Here is a 17,830-nt window from a genome sequence, read left to right on the forward strand (position 1 = left end):
TTGTGGAGGCGCTCGTCGACGATGTGCGCACCGGGGAATCGGTGGATAAGTCGCGCGGTGGCGGCCGCGCCGCGGCATCCGCTCAGTCGGAGTCGCCGAGGAGACGACTCACCGTGAAGACGCGGTCGCCGAGTCGCACCCGGACGCCGTCCTCCACCTGCGTGCGCGCCCCCGGCAGCACGGGCGTGGCGTGCCCCTCTTCATCGAGGAGGTCCGTGCCGTTGGTCGATCCGACATCGGTGATCCAGGTGCCCGCGCGGGTGTGCTCGAGGCGGGCGTGCGTCTTCGAGACGGTGCCGTCGGGGTCGCGCACGACGACCAGCTCGTCACCTGGAGCCGTCGGCTCGGGCCGGCGCCCCAGGTTCACGGCGACCGGCACCGGAAGCTGCGCGCGCTGTCCGGTGTCGAACGCGAGCAGGAGCTCGCCCGATGACGGATCTGCCGCGGGTCCGTCGGTCTCCCACGGGACGACACCCCGCCGACGCGGACCGGGCTGTCCCGTCGATCCGCCGCTGTCGCCCCCCGTGACCTCGCCCGGCAGCGTATCGACCACCGGCGTCGGTGCGGCGGAGATCACCCCGCCCACCCGCGGAGTCGAGGTGATGAGGGCGGGCGCGGCATCCGGCCGACGGATGACCGGCGCGATCGCCGCGCTCCCGGCGATGCCCTCCCCTCGCTGCGTCCTCACCGCGGGGGCCGGCAGCACCGTGGCCCCGTTGTCGGGCGTGCCCATGACGACGTCGGCCTCGTGACGGCGAGGCACCGCGACGACGACGGTCTGCGCCGCGCGATCAGCCCAGGAGCGTCGGCGAGGCCCGCGGTCCCACGCCGCCGACGCCTCGACCAGCCACGCTCCGACGCCGAGCACCGCAGCACCCATCGCCGAGATGAGGCCGCGCACGAACGCCCGTCCCACCCCCGGCGAGAACGGAGCGTCCGCCCTCGTCACGCGCAGCCGGAGCAGCGCCTTCCCGATACTCGTCCCCGTGCGTCCCTGCACCACCCACAGGGCGACCAGCGCCTCGAGGGTCGCGACCACTGCGAGGAGGACGGATGCCGAGGCGACTCCGACGACCGTGGCGATCGCCGCTACGGCGGCCATGTCGATCGTGAACGCGGCGACCCGTGCGCCGACACCGGCCACGGCGCCCAGATGGGTCGACCGCGACGCCGCGGTGTCCCGTCCCGTGCCGACGGCCCCGCTCGGCGGCGACCCCCCGCTCATGCGCCCATCATTCCACGCAGCAGGTCGATGGCGTCGGCGGCCATCAGGCCGGCCGGGAGCGCCAGGGCGATCGCGAGCCACTCGATGACGTCTCCCGTCCGCGACCACGCCAATGACCGCGCACCCCGGGCGATGGGGATCGCCGCGAGACCCGCGAGCACGCCCGCCGCCAGCAGCACGACCGCCGAGACGGCGAGCACATCGGCGTCGAACGCGCCGATGATCCCGGCGACGGCGGTACCGATGACGACCGTCGCGGCGAGCCGCGGCATCCACATCGTCACGGGCGACAGGGCGCGGCGGGATCCGAGCAGGAGGGCGGCGGCGGCACAGATCGCGAGCGCCACGCGGCCCGCGAACACGAGTGGATCGGTGAGGGGAAAGCCGGGCAGCGCGATGGGGGCGGTGGCCGCGGCGATCAGCGAGAGCGTTGCGGTGCCCGCCACGAGCCGAGCCGAGGATCGCACGGCGACTTCGGCGGCGGTCGACGCGGAGATGGGGCCGCCGGGCTCGGGATAGGTCTGCCGCACCGACCAGCGCGTCGTCTGGAATCGCGGATAGTCGATGAACATGCCCGGAGACACGTCGAGCAGAGTCGCGACCAGCAGGCGGCGCGCCACCGGGACGAGCCCGAGCGAGACGGCGGCGGGTGCGGACACGGGAAGGTCGAGCATCATCGCCGCGCCCCAGACCAGCGCGAACGGCAGCAGCACCACGGCGGTCACGCCGAGCTCGGCGCGGAAGGTGGCGGCCGAGGCGACGAGTCCGAGCAGCCCTGCGAGCGCCGCGGCGCATCCGAGACCGGTGAACACCGCCAGCGACGCGGATGCGGCGGGCATCTCCGGGATCGCGACCGCGCCGCCGGCGAACGCGAGCGCGAGCGGGCCCCACGCGCTCCCCGCGCCCGTCGCGCGCGGGGACGCCCGCGTCGCCCAGGGCACCGAGGAGGCGATCGCCGCGGCGAGCGCGACGGCGGCGAGGACCGGCCGCGCGGACGGGACGATCGCGTCGGGCGCGCCGAGCGCGACCACGGCGACCCCCAGGCCGAGCGCGCCCAGAGTCCACCAGAGGGCGGCGCTCTCGACGGCGTCGCGCCGTCGGCGCATGCCGCTCCTCGCGGTGGGCCGGCGCTCACCCGTCTCGACGACGGTGAGGACCGCGCCGTCGTCGAGGTCGCCGATCGGCGACCCCGGGGCGATCTGTCTTCCGCCCCGGCCGAGGAGCGTCTGGCGGGCAGGGTCGAGGTCGATGCGTGCAGCGTGCAGCGCGTCGGCGACCGTGCGGTCGATCGGCACGGAGAGATCGTGACGGGACGTCGCATCGATCACGGCTATGCGCCGCCTCTCGATGACGGGGCGGGTCACTGAGCGAGGTCTCTCGACGGCGTGCCGATCTCGGGTTCGCGGGCCGCAACGCGTCGCCTCGCCGGATCGGTCATGGTCTCAGCCGTTCCGGAAGAGCTTGGCCGAGGCGCGGTCGGACTCGACGTACCCGGCCGACATCTGATCGGCCGCGCGGGCGATGCGCTCGAGCAGATCCCGCATCTCGGAGAAGGTCGCGCTCCACGAGCGCTGCGCCCGCTGGTAGGCGGATCGGGCATCGCCGTCCCAGCTCGCCTCCAGCCGACCGACCTCCTGCTCCAGGCCGGCGAGGATCGCGCCGATACGGGCGCTCTCCGTGCGCAGCTCCGCCGCGCTGACCTCCAGAGCGAGCGGGTCGACCGAGAAGTCGTGCATGTCAGCTTCCGCCCATCATGGTGCCGAGGCCCGAGATGGTCTGCTGGTGCGCGTCCTCCGTCGCGGCCTGATCGCGTTCGGTCCCGCGCAGCGCCCCGTCGAACTCGACGAGTACGGCGGTGAGGCGCTGCGCATCCCCGCTCCACGTGGACACCAGCGACTGGAACGCCGTCGCGGCGTCTCCCTGCCAGTACGCGCCCAGCTGGTCGAGTTCGCCTCGGACGCGACCGATGCTGTCGACGATGTCGGCCCGCGCGCCCGATACGGCTTCCGCACCGCGCCGCAGCGCGCCCTCGGCGGCGCTGATCGATCCGGTCATGACTCCTCCTGTGATCGATTCATCGACGGTGACGAGACGGATGCCGGTGGCCGCGGCATCCCCTCATCGGCGAGGCGGTGATCGCCGACCGGACGCCCGCCCGCGATCACCGCCCGAACGTCAGAGCGAGAATCGGCCTGCCGACGACTTGTCGGATGACACGTAGCCCTGCGAGATCTCGGTGGTCTTGGCGGAGATCTGCTCGAGCAGGGTGTTGAGCGCGGTCAGTGACTGCGTCCATTTGCGCTGTGCGGTGTCGTAGGCGGTCTGCGCCTCACCGTTCCACGAGGCGCGGAGCTTGCCGACCTCGTTCTCGAGCTGTTCCAGCCGAGCCTTGATTCCGTTGGCGCCGGTGCGGATCTGCCCGGCGAGGGCGACGACCTGCTCGGGCTTGACGGACATCGACTGCATGATGACTCCTCTTACTCTCTGCCGACGCGTGCGTCAGCTGCCCATGATCGACGAAAGACCGGAGATGGTCTGCTGGTGGGACTCTTCTGTCGCCGACTGGTCGCGCTCGGTGCCGGTCAGGGCCGACTCGAGCGTCACGAGCACCTCGTTCAGCTTGCGTGTCTCGTCGTCCCATCGGGTCATGAGCTGGGTGTACGCGACGGCGGCCGCGCCGGTCCAGAAGCCGCGCACCTGCTCGATCTCGCCACGGACGAACTTCACCTGCTGGTCGATGCCGGCCTTCGCGGTGTTCACTGCCTCGGCTCCGCGCTTGAGCGCGCCTTCCTCGGCGGAGATCACATCTGCCACGTCAACCCCCTTCATTCATTGACTGGATCGGAGTGGGGCTCCCGTGCGGTGGTCGTCACCGTGATCGAGCGCCTCGGGTCCGACGGTAGCCATCGGCCCCCGCGCTCGGGGCCCGATCCGGCCATTGTGGATAGTTCGTGGATGAGAGTTCTGTCATCTGGATCCGGCTCCTCGCAGTCATCCCCAGGCGCATTCGAGGGCTTCCACGCCGCGGCTACACTGGCGGCGTCGTGCGCGGGCACGGCGGATGAGGGCAACGAGGGGGAGCGCACCGGTGAGTCAGAGCGTCGTCGCCTCGCGTGCTCTCGTGCGCGTGTCGGTGCAGTGCGAGGGCCGCCGGCTCGACATCGGCATCCCCGCTCAGCTGCCGCTCATCGAGCTGATGCCGGGCTTCGCGCGCAGTCTCGGCGTGCTCGATCCGACCATGACGCACGCGGGCTATGCCCTGCAGCGCGCGGACGGCACGGTGCTCGACGTCGCGCGCGGGGCGGCGGAGCAGGGTGTCGACGACGGAGACCTGCTCACGCTCGCCCGCGGCGGTCTGCTTGCTCAGCCGCGCGTCTACGACGACATCGTCGAGGCTGTGATCGACGCGACCAGTTCACAGCACAGACCCTGGTCGCTCCAGGACAACGCACGCACGGCGCTCGCCGCGTCCCTCACGCTGCTCGGTGTGTGCGCGGCGCTGCTGCTCGCAGCCGGCCCCGGGCTGGGTCTCGGTGCGATCGTCGCCGCGGGAGGCGCGGTCGTGCTCGTCGCCGTCTCCGCCGTGGTCGGCCGCCTCGGCCAGAGCGAGGCGGGGCACGGCCTCGGCATCGCCGCGGCCCTCTTCGGTGCTCTCGCCGGATTCCTCGCGGTGCCGGGGACGGAGATCTGGACGTGGCCCCTCGCGGCCGCGGGACTCGGTGCGGTCGTCATCGGCGGCGCCTCACTCGCCTTCCAACCCGACCGCCCCGAGATCCAGCTCGCCCCCCTCGTCGCGGGCGCCGCGGTCGGCGTCACTGCGACGCTCGCCGCCGTGCTGCCGGTGGATGCGGTCGCCGTCTACGCGGTGATGGTCGCGGTCGTGGCGACGCTCGGCAACGGGCTTCCCTGGCTCGCCCTCAGCTCGACGCGCATCCGGGTCATCTCGCCCCAGAGCGACGCCGAGGTGTTCGCCGCGCCGACACCGATCGACGGTGACGACGTTGCGCGGCGCATCGCGGCGGGCCATCGCGTGCTCGTCGCGAGCCGTCTCGCGCTGGGCATCGTCGCGCTCGCCGCGACACCGCTCGTGGCGGCCGCGAACGCGGCCGGCGCCGCGCTGTGCGCACTCGCGTTCCTCGGCATGATGTTCCCGTCGCGCCAGTCCTACGCGCGCAGCGCGGTGCTCGCGATCATGGCGCTCGGCACCGTCGGCCTCGCCGTCACGGGTATCACGGTGACCGTCGGCCAGCCGGCGCTTCGCCTCGTCCTCCTCGTCGCGCTCATCATCGCCACCGCGGTCGTCGTGACGATCACGGTGCTCGCGCCGCGCGCGCGCACCCGGCTCGCACGGGTCGCCGACACGATCGAGCTGATCATCCTGGCGGTGCTGCTGCCGCTCGGGGTGATCGCCGGCGGATGGGTCTGACCGCGTGGCGACCAAGAGCGACCTGATCGAGGCGCAGAACTTCTCGCGCCGCCGCCTGCTCACGGCGTTCACGAGCGGTGCCCCCGAGGGGAAGGAGCTCGAGCCCGCCGCGCCACTGCGCGCCGTCATCGCCGCGATCGCCCTCACCGCCGCGGTCGTGCTCGCCGGAGTGTTCTACGGGCTCATCCAGCCGGGGCTCCCGAGCGGCTGGCAGAACGGCAAGCTCATCATCGCGAAGGACACCGGCGCGCGCTACGTCACCGTCGACGGCGTGCTGCACCCTGTGCTCAACACCGCCAGTGCGCGTCTGCTGATGCCGGCCGGGCAGTTCGACGTCATCAACACGAGTCAGTCGAACCTCGCCGACATCCCCCTCGGCTCGACCGTCGGCATCGTGGGCGCGCCCGATCAGGTGCCTGCGGCATCCGCTCTCATCGACACCGGCTGGACGGCCTGCCTCGCCGACGCCGCCGGCATCGCCGTACAGCTCGGCGAGGCACCGGCGGCCACCGCGACAGACCGGGCCATCGTGGTCGACGCGGCCGGCGGCCGGTACGTCGTCGCAGGCGGGACGAGTCACCTCGTGGATGCCGCGTCGGGCGACGCCGTGCTGCGCGCCGCCGGGATCGCGGCGAGCACGCCGCGCGCGGTGAGCGTCGACTGGCTCAATCTCTTCACTCCGGGGGCCCCGCTTGCTCCACTGACCGTGACGGACGCGGGCGACCAGGTGCTCGGCACGACCCTGCGCGTCGGGGACGTCATCCACTACTCGGGGAGCGCCGAGGACGATCGCTTCCTGGTGCAGTCGGATCACACTCTCGCCCCGCTCAGCCCGCTCGCGTGGCAGCTGTACCAGCTCGGCAGCGGGGCGAAGGCCACCGACGTGAAGGACGTTCCCCAGTCGGTGAGCTCGGGACTCCCGACCGCGAAGGAGCCGGCGGGTGGCGCCGACTGGCCCGCCGCGGGATTCACCCCCCTCGACGCGGCGTCGCGGCCCTGCGCGCTGCTCGCGAGCGACGGACAGGCGACGCGCACCGTGCTGGCCGCCCGCGCCGCGAGCCTGCCGGCTCCGGCGGGAGTGAGTGTCGCCGCCGGTCACGGTGCGCTCGTCAACGCCGCCGGGCGCGGCGATCAGTCGAGCGGCCTCGACACCCTCATCGACGCGACCGGCACCGCCTACGCGCTGCCGGGCGCCACCGAGCAGACCCTCCAGCGTCTCGGCTACCAGGCGACCGACGTGACGACGGTCACCAAAGCCTGGATCCCGTTCTTCCTCACCGGGCCGGCGCTGACCGAGTTCGGGGCCGGCGGGGGCACCGAGGGGCAGCAGCTCTCGCCGAGCCCGACGGCGACCGGGGCCCCGTGACGGCGGGCCGCGGCATCCGTGCGGTCGTCGGCGTCGCGCTCGGAGCGGCGCTGCTGGCCGCGGCGACGCCTGCGGCGGCGATGGGACGAACGGATGCCGCGTTGGCGCGCCCGCTCGCGACCGACACCGGGGAGTGCACCGCCTCGACGCGCATAACCGACCCGGTGAAGGCGCTCGGCGTGCTGCAGAGCGGTGATGCCTGGCAGATCACGCAGGGCGCAGGAGTCACCGTCGCCGTCGTCGACTCGGGGGTCGCGGCGAACCCGCACCTCGATGGCGCGATGGTCGGCGCGATCGACCTCGTCGGTGACGGCGCCGGTGCGAACGCGGACCTCAACGGCCACGGCACCGCGATCGCAGGTCAGATCGCCGCGCGCCCCCTCGACGGCTCCGGTGTCGAGGGCCTCGCCCCGGCGGCGCGCATCCTGTCCGTGCGGGTGTTCGCCGGCACCGAGTCCGACCAGGTGAAAGCGGGATTCGGCCCCTCGGTCGCCCGTCTCGCCGCGGGCATCCGCACCGCCGCCGACAACGGCGCGCAGATCATCAACGTCTCGATGAGCACCGCGACCGATGACGCCGGTCTGCGGGATGCGGTGGCATACGCGGCATCCCGGGGCAGCCTCGTCGTCGCGAGCTCGGGAAACCGCGACAACCAGCTCGCCATCGAGGAGAATGCCGCCGACGGTGCGCGCTACCCGGCGGGCGATCCGGGGGCCGTCGGCGTCGCGGCGACCGACCTCAGCGGTGTCGTGACGGACGCGAGCATCCACGGGCCGCACGTCGCCCTGGCTGCGCCCGGCCAGGACATCCTCACCACCTCCACCCAGGGCGGCGACTGCATCTACGTCTCCGACAAGCCCGCCACGAGCTTCGCGACCGCCTACGTGTCGGCGGCGGCGGCGCTCGTCGCTGCGGCCTACCCGCAGGAGACGCCGGCTCAGTGGGCCTATCGCCTCGAGGTGACCGCTGTGCGCGCGAATCCCGACCAGCGCACGGATGCCGCGGGATGGGGAACGATCCAGCCGTACGAGGCGCTCGTGATGGTGCCGGGTGCGGGCGTACGCGGGCCGGTGAGCCCTTTCGTGTCGGCGGAGCCGGTCGTCAGCGAGACGCCCTCCGCCGCGGTGAGCGTCACCGCTCGGCCCCCTGCGAACAGCGAGGCGGTGTTCGTCGGGGTGATCATCGCGGTCCTGGTCGCTGCCGCGCTCGCGATCGTCGGCACCCTCGCGGTGCTGCGCAGACGGCGGCGTGCCGGACCACACGAGGGGACGTCGTCGCTGCCGGCAGCACACGCGAGCCACGGGCTCTACGGAGATCCGCCGGGCGGGCGGTGATTGGCGGCATCCGCCGGATCGCGTCAGTGGCCCGGTTCGAGTCGCAGCGCCATGTCGCCGAGGCGGAACTCGCCCGTGATCTCGGCCACCGTGTGCGCGGCCAGCGATTGCACGGATCCGCGGGCGTCGACGACGCTCGTGCCGTTCGTCGACCCGATGTCGCTCAGTGACCACCGGCCCGCGATGAGGCGCAGCGCGGCGTGCTGCGTCGACACGGTGCGGGTCGCGTCCGCGATGGCGAGGTACTGCACCCCGGCCTCGTCACCGAACGGATGACGGCCGATGATGACCCGATCGGACGCCACCGCGTACCGCTCCCCGTCGGCGGTGACGATCCACCAGGCGGCCGCCGTCGTTCCGTCGCCGGGTGCCACGGAACGCCGTGAGCGTCGGCGGAGCGGCAGATCGGCGACGTCGGTGGGGAGCACCGACGGCAGGTCGTGCGAGGCGGGAACCGCGTCGACCACCTCGGCGGCAGATTCGGATGCGGGAGGTGTCTGGGCGGCGGGAGCCGCGACCGTCGGCACCCCGGCGGCGTGCGCCCGCGGGGGGCCGGCGGGGGCGAGCGGAGTGGCGCCGGGGGCAGCGAGCGGCGAGCCCCCGGGGGGAGCGGGGAGGGGAGCGGCATCGGCCGCCGGCACACGCTCGCCGATCAGGCCGACCATCACCGCGGGCGTGTCATCGTCCTCGTCGTCGGAAGGGGTGCGTACTTCGGCGGGTGGGAGCGGGGCGCGGGCGCCGACGACCATCGCCCAGACCGGTGGGAGGAGGGCGCCGATCACCGTCGTGCCGACGCCGAGTCCGAAGCGGGCACCGACGCGGTGTACCGCCCTCACGTGTACGACGTAGCCGTAGACGTTTACGACCGGGACGAATGCGAGCACCGCGAGCGCCGGCTCGAACCGGGCCAGGCGCAGCAGCTCGGCCTCGTTGCCCACCGGGATCCAGGCCCGCCAGCCGTCCGCGTCGACCGCCCGGAAGACCCGCGACAGCCCCGCCGCGTACCACGCGTGCAGGGTCGCGGCCACGACGACGAGCGTCGCGACGATCACGACCGCGACGACGAGGGAGCCCGCGGCATCCGTCATGTCTCTCCCCCCGATCAGCGTCCGGCGCGCTCGACGTTACCGGGCGCGATGCCCCCGAACGGCACTGTGCACAGGCCGAACGGCGGATGTCTCGACCCGCGACCCCGGTGCGCGCGGAGCCGGCGCGACGTAGCGTGGGGGCATGAGCCTCGAACGCCCCGTCACCCCCGACCCGTACCCGCTGCTGCCCGCCGTGCCGGCCTTCACCGTCACGAGCGCCGACATCACCGACGGCGCCCCGCTCGACGACGCGCAGGTCGCCGAGTTCGGCAACACCTCGCCGCAGCTCAGCTGGTCGGGCGCCCCCGAGGGCACCCAGTCGTACGTCGTGACGTGCTACGACCCCGACGCGCCCACCCCGTCGGGGTTCTGGCACTGGATGCTCGTCGATCTTCCTGCCTCGGTGACCTCGCTCGAGCGCGGCGCCGCGGCGGCCGCGCTGCCGGAGGGTGCCTTCCATCTGCGCAACGACGCCGGCCAGCCGGGATTCATGGGTGCCGCGCCGCCTGCCGGCGACCAGGTGCACCGCTACTTCTTCGTCGTGCACGCGGTCGGGGCGCCGACCCTCGGCATCGACGAGGATGCCTCACCCGCCGTCGCCTCGTTCCAGCTGGCGTTCCAGACCCTCGGCCGCGCGATCATCCACGGCACGTACGCGCACTGACCGGCGGCATCCGTGCCCGTCGGCGGCGCGGCACGCTGGCCGCGGTCCGGCGGCCGCCGGTCGCCGGTCGCCGCCCGAGCCGCCCGAGGTCGGTGGGACGGCACGTTGCGCGACGCGCGCGCGGCCGTGCGCCGCGCAACGTGCCGTGCGACAGCGCGTGGTGCTGCTGCGGTCCGTCGGGTGGCCGTGCGGCCGTGCGGCCGCGCGCCGTGGGCCGCGCGCGTGGGCCGTGGGCCGCGGTGGCGCCGAGCCGGTCAAGCCGGTCGAGGTCGGTGAGACGGCTCGTTGCGCGGTGCGCGCGGCGCCGTACGTCGCGGAACGTGCCGTGCGGCAGCGGGCCGCGCGGTGGGCCGCCGGGCGGCGGGCCGCCCGGCGGCGGGCGCCGCGCGCTAGGGCTGCGGCAGGCGTGACAGCCCGGTGAGCAGCGGCTCGACGCGACCGGCGTAGCAGACGCGCACCCACCCTTCGCCGGCCGCGCCGAACGCGGACCCCGGTGCCACGGCCACCCGCTCGGCGACGAGGAACCGCTCCGCCCAGCTGGACACGTCGCCGCCCGAGGCGTGGGACACATCGATCCAGAGGTAGAACGCGCCGTCGGAGCGCAGGTATGGGATGCCGCGGGCATCGAGCAGCTCGCGGGCGGCGGCGAGGTTCGCGGCATAGGTCGCGCGGGCGGCCTCGACCGCGTCCTGCGGGCCTGTCACCGCCGCGAGCGCCGCGTACTGCGCGGGCGCGTTGACGCAGCTGACGATCGCCTCGTTCGCCGGACCGAACAGGGGCGTGAGCGGCGGCGGCGTCACGAGGTAGCCGATGCGCGCGCCGGTGAGCGCGTAGGTCTTGGAGAGCGAGAACACACCGACGGTGCGCTCAGGGGCGGCCGCGAGCACGCTCGTGAACGGCAGCCCGAACGTGAGGTACTCGTAGACCTCGTCGCTGATGATCCACAGGTCATGACGGCGGGCGAACGCGACCAGTGCGTCCACCACCTCCGGCGGGTACACGACGCCGAGCGGGTTCGACGGGCTGTTGACCAGCAGCACCCGCGTGCGCTCGGTGACGAGCGAGTCGAGCCGGTCGACGTCGGGCACGAACGCGTCGGCCACCGTCAGCGTGTACGGCACCGGCACGGCGCCGACGAGCCGCGGCGCCATCGCGAACGTCGAGTAGCCGGGGTCGGGAATGAGGATCTCGTCGCCCGGCGACAGGGTCAGCGTCATCGCGAGATGCAGCGCCTGCGATCCGCCTGCCGTGACGTGCACGTGATCCGCACCGCCGGTGTAGCCGTTGAACGACGCGAGCTTCGCGGCCAGTGCCGCGCGCAGCGGCGCGATGCCCGAGTTCGCGGTGTAGTTGGTGACATCCTGCTCCCACGCATCCGCCCCCGCGGCGAGCACGTGCGGGGCGACAGCGACCTCCGGCTCCCCGACCGACAGTGCGATCACGTCGTCGAGCGTCTGGGCGAGCTCGAAAATGCGACGGATGCCGCTGGGTGGCACCGACTGCGCGAGAGGGGAGGGGCGCGGCATCCGGAGCCTAGGCGCCGCGCAGCCGCTCGGCCAGGTAGCCGTGCAGGGCCTCGAGCGGCACCCGCTCCTGGCTCATCGTGTCGCGCTCGCGCACAGTGACCGCCCTGTCCTCGAGGGAGTCGAAGTCGACGGTGACGCAGAACGGCGTGCCGATCTCGTCCTGGCGGCGGTAGCGGCGACCGATCGCGCCGGCGTCGTCGAAGTCGACGTTCCACGCACCGCGCAGATCGTCGGCGACCTCACGCGCGAGCGGCGAGAGGTTCTCATTGCGCGACAGCGGCAGCACCGCGACCTTGACGGGGGCGAGGCGCGGGTCGAGCTTGAGCACCGTGCGCACGTCGGTGCCGCCCTTCGCGTTCGGCACCTCCTCCTCGACGTAGGCGTCGACGAGGAACGCCATCATCGACCGCGTGAGGCCGAAGGAGGGCTCGATGACGTAAGGCGTGTACTTCTCGCCCGACGCCTGGTCGAAGTACGTGAGCGACTGGCCCGACGCGGTCGAGTGGTTGCCGAGGTCGAAGTCGGTGCGGTTCGCGATGCCCATGAGCTCGCCCCACTCCTTGCCCGGGAAGCCGAAGCGGTACTCGACGTCGATCGTGCCGGCCGAGTAGTGCGCACGGTCCTCTTCGGGGACGTCGAAGCGGCGCATGTTGTCGGCATCGATGCCGAGGTCGATGAACCAGTTCCAGCAGGCTTCGACCCAGTGCTCGAACCACTCGTCGGCTTCGGCCTCCGGGGTGAAGTACTCGATCTCCATCTGTTCGAACTCGCGGGTGCGGAAGATGAAGTTGCCGGGGGTGATCTCGTTGCGGAACGCCTTGCCGATCTGGCCGACGCCGAACGGCGGCTTCTTGCGGCTCGCGGTGAGCACGTTCGCGAAGTTGACGAAGATGCCCTGCGCGGTCTCCGGGCGCAGGAACTGCAGGCCCGACTCGTCGTCGACGACGCCGACGTAGGTCTTCATCAGACCCGAGAACGCACGCGGCTCGGTGTACTGACCCTTGGTGCCGCAGTTCGGGCACGGCACATCGGCGAGGCCGTTCTCGGCCGGGCGGCCCTTGCGGGCCTCGAAGTCCTCGAGCAGATTGTCGGCTCGGAAGCGCTTATGGCAGCTCAGGCACTCCACCAGCGGGTCGGTGAACGTCGCGACGTGACCCGACGCCTCCCACACCTGCTTGGGCAGCACGATCGACGAGTCGAGGCCGACCATGTCGGCGCGACCGCGCACGAACGTCTGCCACCACTGCCGACGGATGTTCTCCTTCAGCTCGGTGCCGAGGGGTCCGTAGTCCCATGCGGACCGGGATCCGCCGTAGATCTCGCCCGCTTGGAACACGAACCCGCGGTGGCGGGCGAGGGCGATCACTTTGTCGAGGCGGGACTGCACGGCCACGGTGGCTCCAATGGTCGGAGGGGGAGAGTGCGAGAAATCGCGGATGCCGCGGGCCGGCGGCATCCCCCGAGTCTAATCGTCAGCGGGCGCCGCACTGGGCGGCGTAGGCGGAGTCGAGGACGCCGTTCGGGTCGTCGAGCGGCGTGTAGGCGACGCCGACGGCCGCCCCGAGGGCGAATCCGACCGACACGGTGGCGCTGGCGGCGCTGGTCGCCGCGGGCGTGGCGCGCGGGGAGGCGTCCGTCAGGGCCTCGGCGGCCGCCGTGGCAGCGCTGCCCGTCTCGTCGCAGATCATCTCCGGAAGCTGCACGGCGATGCGCGCCTCCTCACCGGCGGCGACCGAGCTGGAGACGGCGCCTACGCGGTAGCCGAGGCCGAGGAAGCGGGGGTCGTCGATGCGCACCCGGTTGATGACGATCGGCTGGGTGGTGTCGTTGCGCACCACGAGGTAGGCCTCTTGGCCGCTTGTCGAGGTGACGATGCTCGGCGCCGTCTCGGGCGACGTCGCGAGCCACGCGGTGATGCCCGTCGGCAGCGCGGTCGCCGACGGCGCCGGGTGCGCGACGGCGCGGCCGGCGCAGCCGGAGAGGAGGCCGATCGCGGCGACGGCGACGAGGGCCGTGGCGGCGAGGCGCGGCATCCGGATCATCGGCGCACCTCCTCGCGCAGGACGGTGAACTCGTCGAGGGCGACCGGATCGATCTCGATGCCGAGGCCGGGGCCGGTGGGAACGTCGACGTGCCCGTCGACGAGGGTGATGGGGTCGCGCACGATGTCCTGCGTGTAGAAGCGGTTCGAGGCCGACACGTCGCCGGGCAGGGTGAAGCCGGGGAGCGCGGCGAGGGCGGCGTTCGCGGCGCGGCCGATGCCCGTCTCGAGCATGCCGCCGCACCACACCGGCACGTCGGCGTTGCGGCACAGGTCGTGGATGCGCACCGCCTCGAGGTAGCCGCCCACGCGTCCGGCCTTGATGTTGATGACGGATGCCGCGCCCAGCGCGAGCGCGTCGCCGGCGGCCTTGAACGAGGTGATCGACTCGTCGAGGCAGACGGGCGTCGACAGGCGCTCGGCGAGGGTGGCGTGGTCGACCAGGTCGTCCTCCCGCAAGGGCTGCTCGATGAGCAGCAGGTCGAAGCGGTCGAGCTCGACGAGCGTGTCGATGTCGGCGAGCGTGTAGGCGGAGTTCGCGTCGACCTGCAGGGGGATGTCGCCGAACGCGTCGCGTACCGCTGCGGTGTCGGCGACGTCGCGGCCCGGCTTGATCTTGATCTTGATGCGGCGGTAACCCTCGGCGAGGTAGCCGGCGACGGTGTCGACGAGCGTCGACGCGTCGCGCTGGATGCCCACCGAGACGCCCGAGGGGATCCGCGGCACGACGGCGCCCAGGCGCTCACCGAGTGAGCGGCCCTCGCTGCGCAGCGACGCGTCGAGAACGGCGAGCTCGAGGCCGGCCTTGGCCATGCGGTGGCCGACGATGGGGGCGAGCGTGCCGGCGACCTCCTCGGGGGCGAGGCGGTGACGGTCGAGCAGCGCCGGGATCAGGAAGCGGCGCGCCACGTCCCACGCGCCCTGCGTGTACTCGCTCGAGTAGAGCGGCGCCTCCTGCGTGACGATCTCGCCCCAGCCTTCGCCGTCGGAGGTGAGCGCCCGCACGACGATGACCTCGCGCACCGACTCGGTGCCGAACGAGGTCGTGAAGGGACTCACGAGGGGGATGTGCAGCACCCGCAGCTCGATGCCGTCGAGCGCGACGGATCGGCAGGATTGTGGGGAAGGCACGCCTTTCAGGGTACCGAGGGGCATGCTGTGCCCCCGCTGAAGAACGCCCGCCGTCACCGGATCGTGATCGGGTGCGGAGCCGGGTCTCAGACGAGGGGGCGGATGCCGACGGGGAGCCCGTCGTCCGCGACCTCGTCGACGAGCCGGTCGAGCGCCGTGAGGGCGGCACGCTGCGGCCACGGACCGAACGAGACGCGGGCGACGCCGAGCGCGGCGAGCACGGGGAGCGGGAGCGACCCCGGAGCGGCGAGAACGCTGAGCCTTCCGGGCCCGAACGCGGCGACGAGCTCGCGCACCTCGGGCTCGTCCAGCACGCCGGGCACGAACACGCAGGTGGCGCCCTCCGCGAGGTAGGCGCGCCCACGGGTGATCGCGTCGGCCAGCGACTCCGCACGGCCACGGCCCTCGGCGCGCAGGAACGCATCCGTTCTGGCGTTGAGGGAGAACGGCACGCCCGCGGCATCCGCCGCCTCGACAGCCGCCGCGACCGCCGCGCTCGCCGCCGCGAGCGGTCGCAGTTCGTCCTCGAGGTTCGCGCCCACCACGCCCACGTCGATCGCGCGGCGCACGGTTGCCGCGGGGTCGCCGTAGCCGGCCTCGAGGTCGGCGGTCACCGGCAGCGTGGTCGACGCGACGATGCGCTCGACGGTGGCGAGGTGCAGCTCGAGCGGGATCCGCTCCCCGTCGTCGTAGCCGAAAGCTGCCGCGATCGCGTGACTGGCCGTCGCGATCGCGCGGGTGCGCGGGTGGGCGGCCACGACCCGGGCGGAGGCGACATCCCACACGTTCACCAGGGTCAGCAACGGCGGATCGGTGTGCAGCGCGCGCAGCGCGGCGCCCTTCTCGACGATCGACATGGCACGAGTCAACACCGGTGACGCCGGTACGCCCGGATGCCACGGGGTGTGCGGTCTACTGTGGTCAGCATGACCGACGCCGCATCCTCCGGAGCGTCCCCCGTCAACACCGGATCGTTCGAGATCCGCCGTGCGCGCACCGCCGATGTGCGCGCCATCCATCGCCTGCTCGAGCCGTACGTGCAGCGTCGCATCCTGCTCGGCAAAGACCTCGTCGTGCTCTACGAGGCCACGCAGCAGTTCGTCGTCGCCGTCGACGCCGAGGGCGAGGTCATCGCGTGCGGTGCTCTGCACGTCATGTGGGAGGACCTCGGCGAGGTGCGCACTCTCATCGTGGCCGACCCGTGGCTGCACACCGGCGTCGGCCGTGCGGTCGTCGAGACCCTGGAGGAGCACGCCCGCCGGCTCGGCCTCACGCGCCTGTTCTGCCTCACCTTCGAGGTCGACTTCTTCACCCGTCGCGGCTTCGCGCCCATCGGCGAGCACGTCGTCGACAACGACGTCTACTCGCAGCTCGTGCGCAGTCCCGACGAGGGTGTGGCCGAGTTCCTCGACCTCGCGCACGTGAAGCCGAACACCCTCGGCAACACGCGCATGCTCAAGAACCTCTGACCCGTCCCGGTCGCGACGCACGGATGCCGCGGCCCCCGGCGCGGGCGTCGCGTCGCCGTCGACCCGCCGCCTAGCCTGGAACGGTGACCATCCCGCCGCTCCGCCGTCGTCGGCACTCGCGCGCCGTCTATCGGCGCCGGCGCCTGGCCGTGCTGTTCGTGCTGGTGGTCGTCATCGCCGCGGTCGTCTTCGTCGTCATCGCCCAGCCGTGGCGCGGGGCGCCGCAGTCGTCCTCGTCTCTCTCCCCTGTCGATTCGCCCGCTGCGACCGGCGCGGCCAGCCCGTCTGCGCCTCCCGGTGCGGCGACACCGGGGGCCGCGGCATCCACTCCGACTCCCGGCGGGACGCCGGGCGCCTGCACGGCGAACGAGGTGACTGTCGACCCGGTCGTCGACCAGACCTCGTACGCGTCGGGGCAGAACCCGAAGCTGTCGATCAAGCTGACCAACACATCAGGCGTCGACTGCACCATCAACGTCGGCTCCGCGCAGCAGGTGTTCACGATCACGAGCGGTTCCGACACCTGGTGGCGCTCCACCGACTGCCAGACCGACCCGAGCGATCAGGTCGTGACCCTCACCGCCGGGCAGAGTGTGCAGAGTGCGAGCCCGCTCACCTGGGACCGCACCCGATCGTCCGTCGACACGTGCAACAGCACCTCGCGCCCCCGCGCGGGTGCGGGCGGGGCGACCTACCATCTGTCGGTGTCGATCGGCGGGATCCCCTCGACCCAGACCGCGTCGTTCCAGCTGAACTGACCGGTCCCGCCGCCGCGCGGCGACGGGTCGCAGGGGTGCCAGGATTCTCGGTATGACCGCCGCACCCGCAGGCCGCCCGCCCGTCATCGGGCTCACGACCTACCTCGAGCGCATCCAGCAGGACATCTGGGACCTTCGCGCGCCCTACCTTCCCGCCACGTACCTCGACGCTGTCACCACCCAGGGCGGTGTCGGTGTGCTGCTGCCGCCGCAGCCCGTGACGGATGCCGCGGTGGAGGCGACGCTCGACGGCATCGACGCGCTCGTGATCACCGGGGGCCTCGACGTCGACCCGGCGCGATACGGACAGGCACCGCATCCGACCACCGATCGGCCGCGCGAAGACCGGGACGCGTGGGAGCTGGCTCTGCTCGCGGGGGCGCGACGCCGCGGCATCCCGGTGTTCGGCATCTGCCGCGGACTGCAGCTGATCAACGTCGCCTTCGGCGGCACCCTGCATCAGCACCTGCCCGACGTGCTCGGCGATTCGCGGTACCAGATCGGCGGCGGAGTGTTCGCCCGCGGCGAGGCGACAGTCGAGCCCGGGACGCGGCTCGCCGATGCGCTCGGCGCCGGTGGCACGAGCATTCTCAGCTACCACCACCAGGGCATCGACCGGGTCGGTGACGGTCTCGTCGTCTCGGCTCGCAGCGCCGACGGTCTCGTGCAGGGCATCGAGACGGCGGGGGAGGACTACCTCGTCGCGGTGCAGTGGCACCCCGAGCAGGATCCGTCCGACCCCCGCCTGTTCGCCGCGGTCATCGACCAGGCCGCGGCCCGCGCGGCGCAGCTACGCTGATCG

Annotated in this window: 19 protein-coding genes; 7 read left to right on the top strand and 12 right to left on the bottom strand. The window is 72.8% G+C overall.

Features of this window, described 5'->3' with window-relative positions; all coding sequences use genetic code 11:
- Positions 1-82 precede the first annotated feature (82 nt).
- From BGO15_RS13060 to BGO15_RS13085, 6 genes are all read right to left on the bottom strand, one after another.
- Complete coding sequence (locus BGO15_RS13060; RefSeq protein ID WP_056206402.1) at positions 83-1,225, bottom strand: RDD family protein; 1,143 nt, start codon at positions 1,223-1,225, stop codon at positions 83-85.
- Complete coding sequence (locus BGO15_RS13065; RefSeq protein ID WP_137877770.1) at positions 1,222-2,520, bottom strand: hypothetical protein; 1,299 nt, start codon at positions 2,518-2,520, stop codon at positions 1,222-1,224. The genes BGO15_RS13060 and BGO15_RS13065 overlap by 4 nt, the downstream gene beginning before the upstream one ends.
- A gap of 147 nt (positions 2,521-2,667) precedes the next feature.
- Entirely contained in the window at positions 2,668-2,961 is a 294-nt protein-coding gene (locus tag BGO15_RS13070) for a WXG100 family type VII secretion target (RefSeq protein ID WP_045245769.1), read from the bottom strand.
- A gap of 1 nt (position 2,962) precedes the next feature.
- On the bottom strand, positions 2,963-3,280 hold the full coding sequence (locus tag BGO15_RS13075; RefSeq protein WP_056206405.1) for a WXG100 family type VII secretion target: 318 nt from the start codon (positions 3,278-3,280) through the stop codon (positions 2,963-2,965).
- A 120-nt stretch (positions 3,281-3,400) separates the two neighbouring features.
- Positions 3,401-3,691, bottom strand: coding sequence for a WXG100 family type VII secretion target (locus BGO15_RS13080; protein ID WP_056206407.1), 291 nt, complete (start codon positions 3,689-3,691; stop codon positions 3,401-3,403).
- A gap of 33 nt (positions 3,692-3,724) precedes the next feature.
- The gene (locus BGO15_RS13085; RefSeq protein ID WP_045245778.1) at positions 3,725-4,039 is read right to left on the bottom strand and encodes a WXG100 family type VII secretion target; all 315 of its coding nucleotides are present in this window, start codon (positions 4,037-4,039) and stop codon (positions 3,725-3,727) included.
- Between the two features lie 274 nt (positions 4,040-4,313).
- Here BGO15_RS13085 and eccD point away from each other — a divergent pair, with 274 nt between their 5' ends.
- From eccD to BGO15_RS13100, 3 genes are read left to right on the top strand one after another with little or no spacing between them, the layout of a single operon-like run.
- Entirely contained in the window at positions 4,314-5,651 is a 1,338-nt protein-coding gene (gene eccD / locus BGO15_RS13090; RefSeq protein WP_056206409.1) for a type VII secretion integral membrane protein EccD, read from the top strand.
- A gap of 4 nt (positions 5,652-5,655) precedes the next feature.
- The gene (gene eccB, locus BGO15_RS13095; protein WP_056206413.1) at positions 5,656-7,017 is read left to right on the top strand and encodes a type VII secretion protein EccB; all 1,362 of its coding nucleotides are present in this window, start codon (positions 5,656-5,658) and stop codon (positions 7,015-7,017) included.
- Positions 7,014-8,351 (top strand): S8 family serine peptidase, encoded by a 1,338-nt coding sequence (locus tag BGO15_RS13100; RefSeq protein WP_056206416.1) that lies wholly within the window; start codon positions 7,014-7,016, stop codon positions 8,349-8,351. Before eccB ends, BGO15_RS13100 begins: the two co-directional genes overlap by 4 nt.
- A gap of 23 nt (positions 8,352-8,374) precedes the next feature.
- Here BGO15_RS13100 and BGO15_RS13105 read toward each other — a convergent pair whose 3' ends face one another.
- Positions 8,375-9,439, bottom strand: coding sequence for a DUF5684 domain-containing protein (locus BGO15_RS13105; protein ID WP_056206417.1), 1,065 nt, complete (start codon positions 9,437-9,439; stop codon positions 8,375-8,377).
- A 142-nt stretch (positions 9,440-9,581) separates the two neighbouring features.
- Between BGO15_RS13105 and BGO15_RS13110 the strand changes: the two genes are divergently transcribed.
- On the top strand, positions 9,582-10,103 hold the full coding sequence (locus tag BGO15_RS13110) for a YbhB/YbcL family Raf kinase inhibitor-like protein (RefSeq protein WP_056206419.1): 522 nt from the start codon (positions 9,582-9,584) through the stop codon (positions 10,101-10,103).
- A 389-nt stretch (positions 10,104-10,492) separates the two neighbouring features.
- Here BGO15_RS13110 and BGO15_RS13115 read toward each other — a convergent pair whose 3' ends face one another.
- From BGO15_RS13115 to BGO15_RS13135, 5 genes are all read right to left on the bottom strand, one after another.
- Positions 10,493-11,629, bottom strand: coding sequence for a pyridoxal phosphate-dependent aminotransferase (locus tag BGO15_RS13115; protein ID WP_056206420.1), 1,137 nt, complete (start codon positions 11,627-11,629; stop codon positions 10,493-10,495).
- 7 nt (positions 11,630-11,636) lie between these two features.
- Positions 11,637-13,022 (bottom strand): glycine--tRNA ligase, encoded by a 1,386-nt coding sequence (locus BGO15_RS13120; protein WP_056518856.1) that lies wholly within the window; start codon positions 13,020-13,022, stop codon positions 11,637-11,639.
- 79 nt (positions 13,023-13,101) lie between these two features.
- Complete coding sequence (locus tag BGO15_RS13125) at positions 13,102-13,671, bottom strand: hypothetical protein (protein ID WP_056206422.1); 570 nt, start codon at positions 13,669-13,671, stop codon at positions 13,102-13,104.
- Complete coding sequence (gene menC, locus BGO15_RS13130) at positions 13,668-14,801, bottom strand: o-succinylbenzoate synthase (RefSeq protein ID WP_235557385.1); 1,134 nt, start codon at positions 14,799-14,801, stop codon at positions 13,668-13,670. The genes BGO15_RS13125 and menC overlap by 4 nt, the downstream gene beginning before the upstream one ends.
- Before the next feature lie 86 nt (positions 14,802-14,887).
- Positions 14,888-15,658, bottom strand: a complete 771-nt coding sequence (locus BGO15_RS13135; RefSeq protein WP_056518854.1) for an isocitrate lyase/PEP mutase family protein — start codon at positions 15,656-15,658, stop codon at positions 14,888-14,890.
- A 69-nt stretch (positions 15,659-15,727) separates the two neighbouring features.
- On the opposite strand from BGO15_RS13135, the gene BGO15_RS13140 reads away from it, so the two are divergent.
- The 3 genes from BGO15_RS13140 (at position 15,728) to BGO15_RS13150 (ending at position 17,827) form a co-directional block, all read left to right on the top strand.
- Complete coding sequence (locus BGO15_RS13140; protein ID WP_056206440.1) at positions 15,728-16,270, top strand: amino-acid N-acetyltransferase; 543 nt, start codon at positions 15,728-15,730, stop codon at positions 16,268-16,270.
- 83 nt (positions 16,271-16,353) lie between these two features.
- Complete coding sequence (locus tag BGO15_RS13145; protein WP_327037317.1) at positions 16,354-17,028, top strand: hypothetical protein; 675 nt, start codon at positions 16,354-16,356, stop codon at positions 17,026-17,028.
- 52 nt (positions 17,029-17,080) lie between these two features.
- Positions 17,081-17,827 carry a gamma-glutamyl-gamma-aminobutyrate hydrolase family protein gene (locus tag BGO15_RS13150; protein ID WP_056518852.1) on the top strand — a complete coding sequence of 249 codons (747 nt, stop codon included), beginning with the start codon at positions 17,081-17,083 and terminating at the stop codon, positions 17,825-17,827.
- Positions 17,828-17,830: the final 3 nt, after the last annotated feature.

It is taken from the genome of Microbacterium sp. 71-23 (assembly GCF_001897265.1).
Taxonomy (GTDB): Bacteria; Actinomycetota; Actinomycetes; order Actinomycetales; family Microbacteriaceae; genus Microbacterium; species Microbacterium ginsengisoli.

Bases quoted from the DNA above. Each gene is read 5' to 3' on its own strand.
- BGO15_RS13060 (WP_056206402.1), bottom strand. From the start codon at position 1,225: ATGAGCGGGGGGTCGCCGCCGAGCGGGGCCGTCGGCACGGGACGGGAC.
- BGO15_RS13070 (WP_045245769.1), bottom strand. From the start codon at position 2,961: ATGCACGACTTCTCGGTCGACCCGCTCGCTCTGGAGGTCAGCGCGGCG.
- BGO15_RS13075 (WP_056206405.1), bottom strand. From the start codon at position 3,280: ATGACCGGATCGATCAGCGCCGCCGAGGGCGCGCTGCGGCGCGGTGCG.
- BGO15_RS13080 (WP_056206407.1), bottom strand. From the start codon at position 3,691: ATGCAGTCGATGTCCGTCAAGCCCGAGCAGGTCGTCGCCCTCGCCGGG.
- BGO15_RS13105 (WP_056206417.1), bottom strand. From the start codon at position 9,439: ATGACGGATGCCGCGGGCTCCCTCGTCGTCGCGGTCGTGATCGTCGCG.
- BGO15_RS13110 (WP_056206419.1), top strand. From the start codon at position 9,582: ATGAGCCTCGAACGCCCCGTCACCCCCGACCCGTACCCGCTGCTGCCC.
- BGO15_RS13115 (WP_056206420.1), bottom strand. From the start codon at position 11,629: ATGCCGCGCCCCTCCCCTCTCGCGCAGTCGGTGCCACCCAGCGGCATC.
- BGO15_RS13125 (WP_056206422.1), bottom strand. From the start codon at position 13,671: ATGATCCGGATGCCGCGCCTCGCCGCCACGGCCCTCGTCGCCGTCGCC.
- BGO15_RS13135 (WP_056518854.1), bottom strand. From the start codon at position 15,658: ATGTCGATCGTCGAGAAGGGCGCCGCGCTGCGCGCGCTGCACACCGAT.
- BGO15_RS13140 (WP_056206440.1), top strand. From the start codon at position 15,728: ATGACCGACGCCGCATCCTCCGGAGCGTCCCCCGTCAACACCGGATCG.
- BGO15_RS13150 (WP_056518852.1), top strand. From the start codon at position 17,081: ATGACCGCCGCACCCGCAGGCCGCCCGCCCGTCATCGGGCTCACGACC.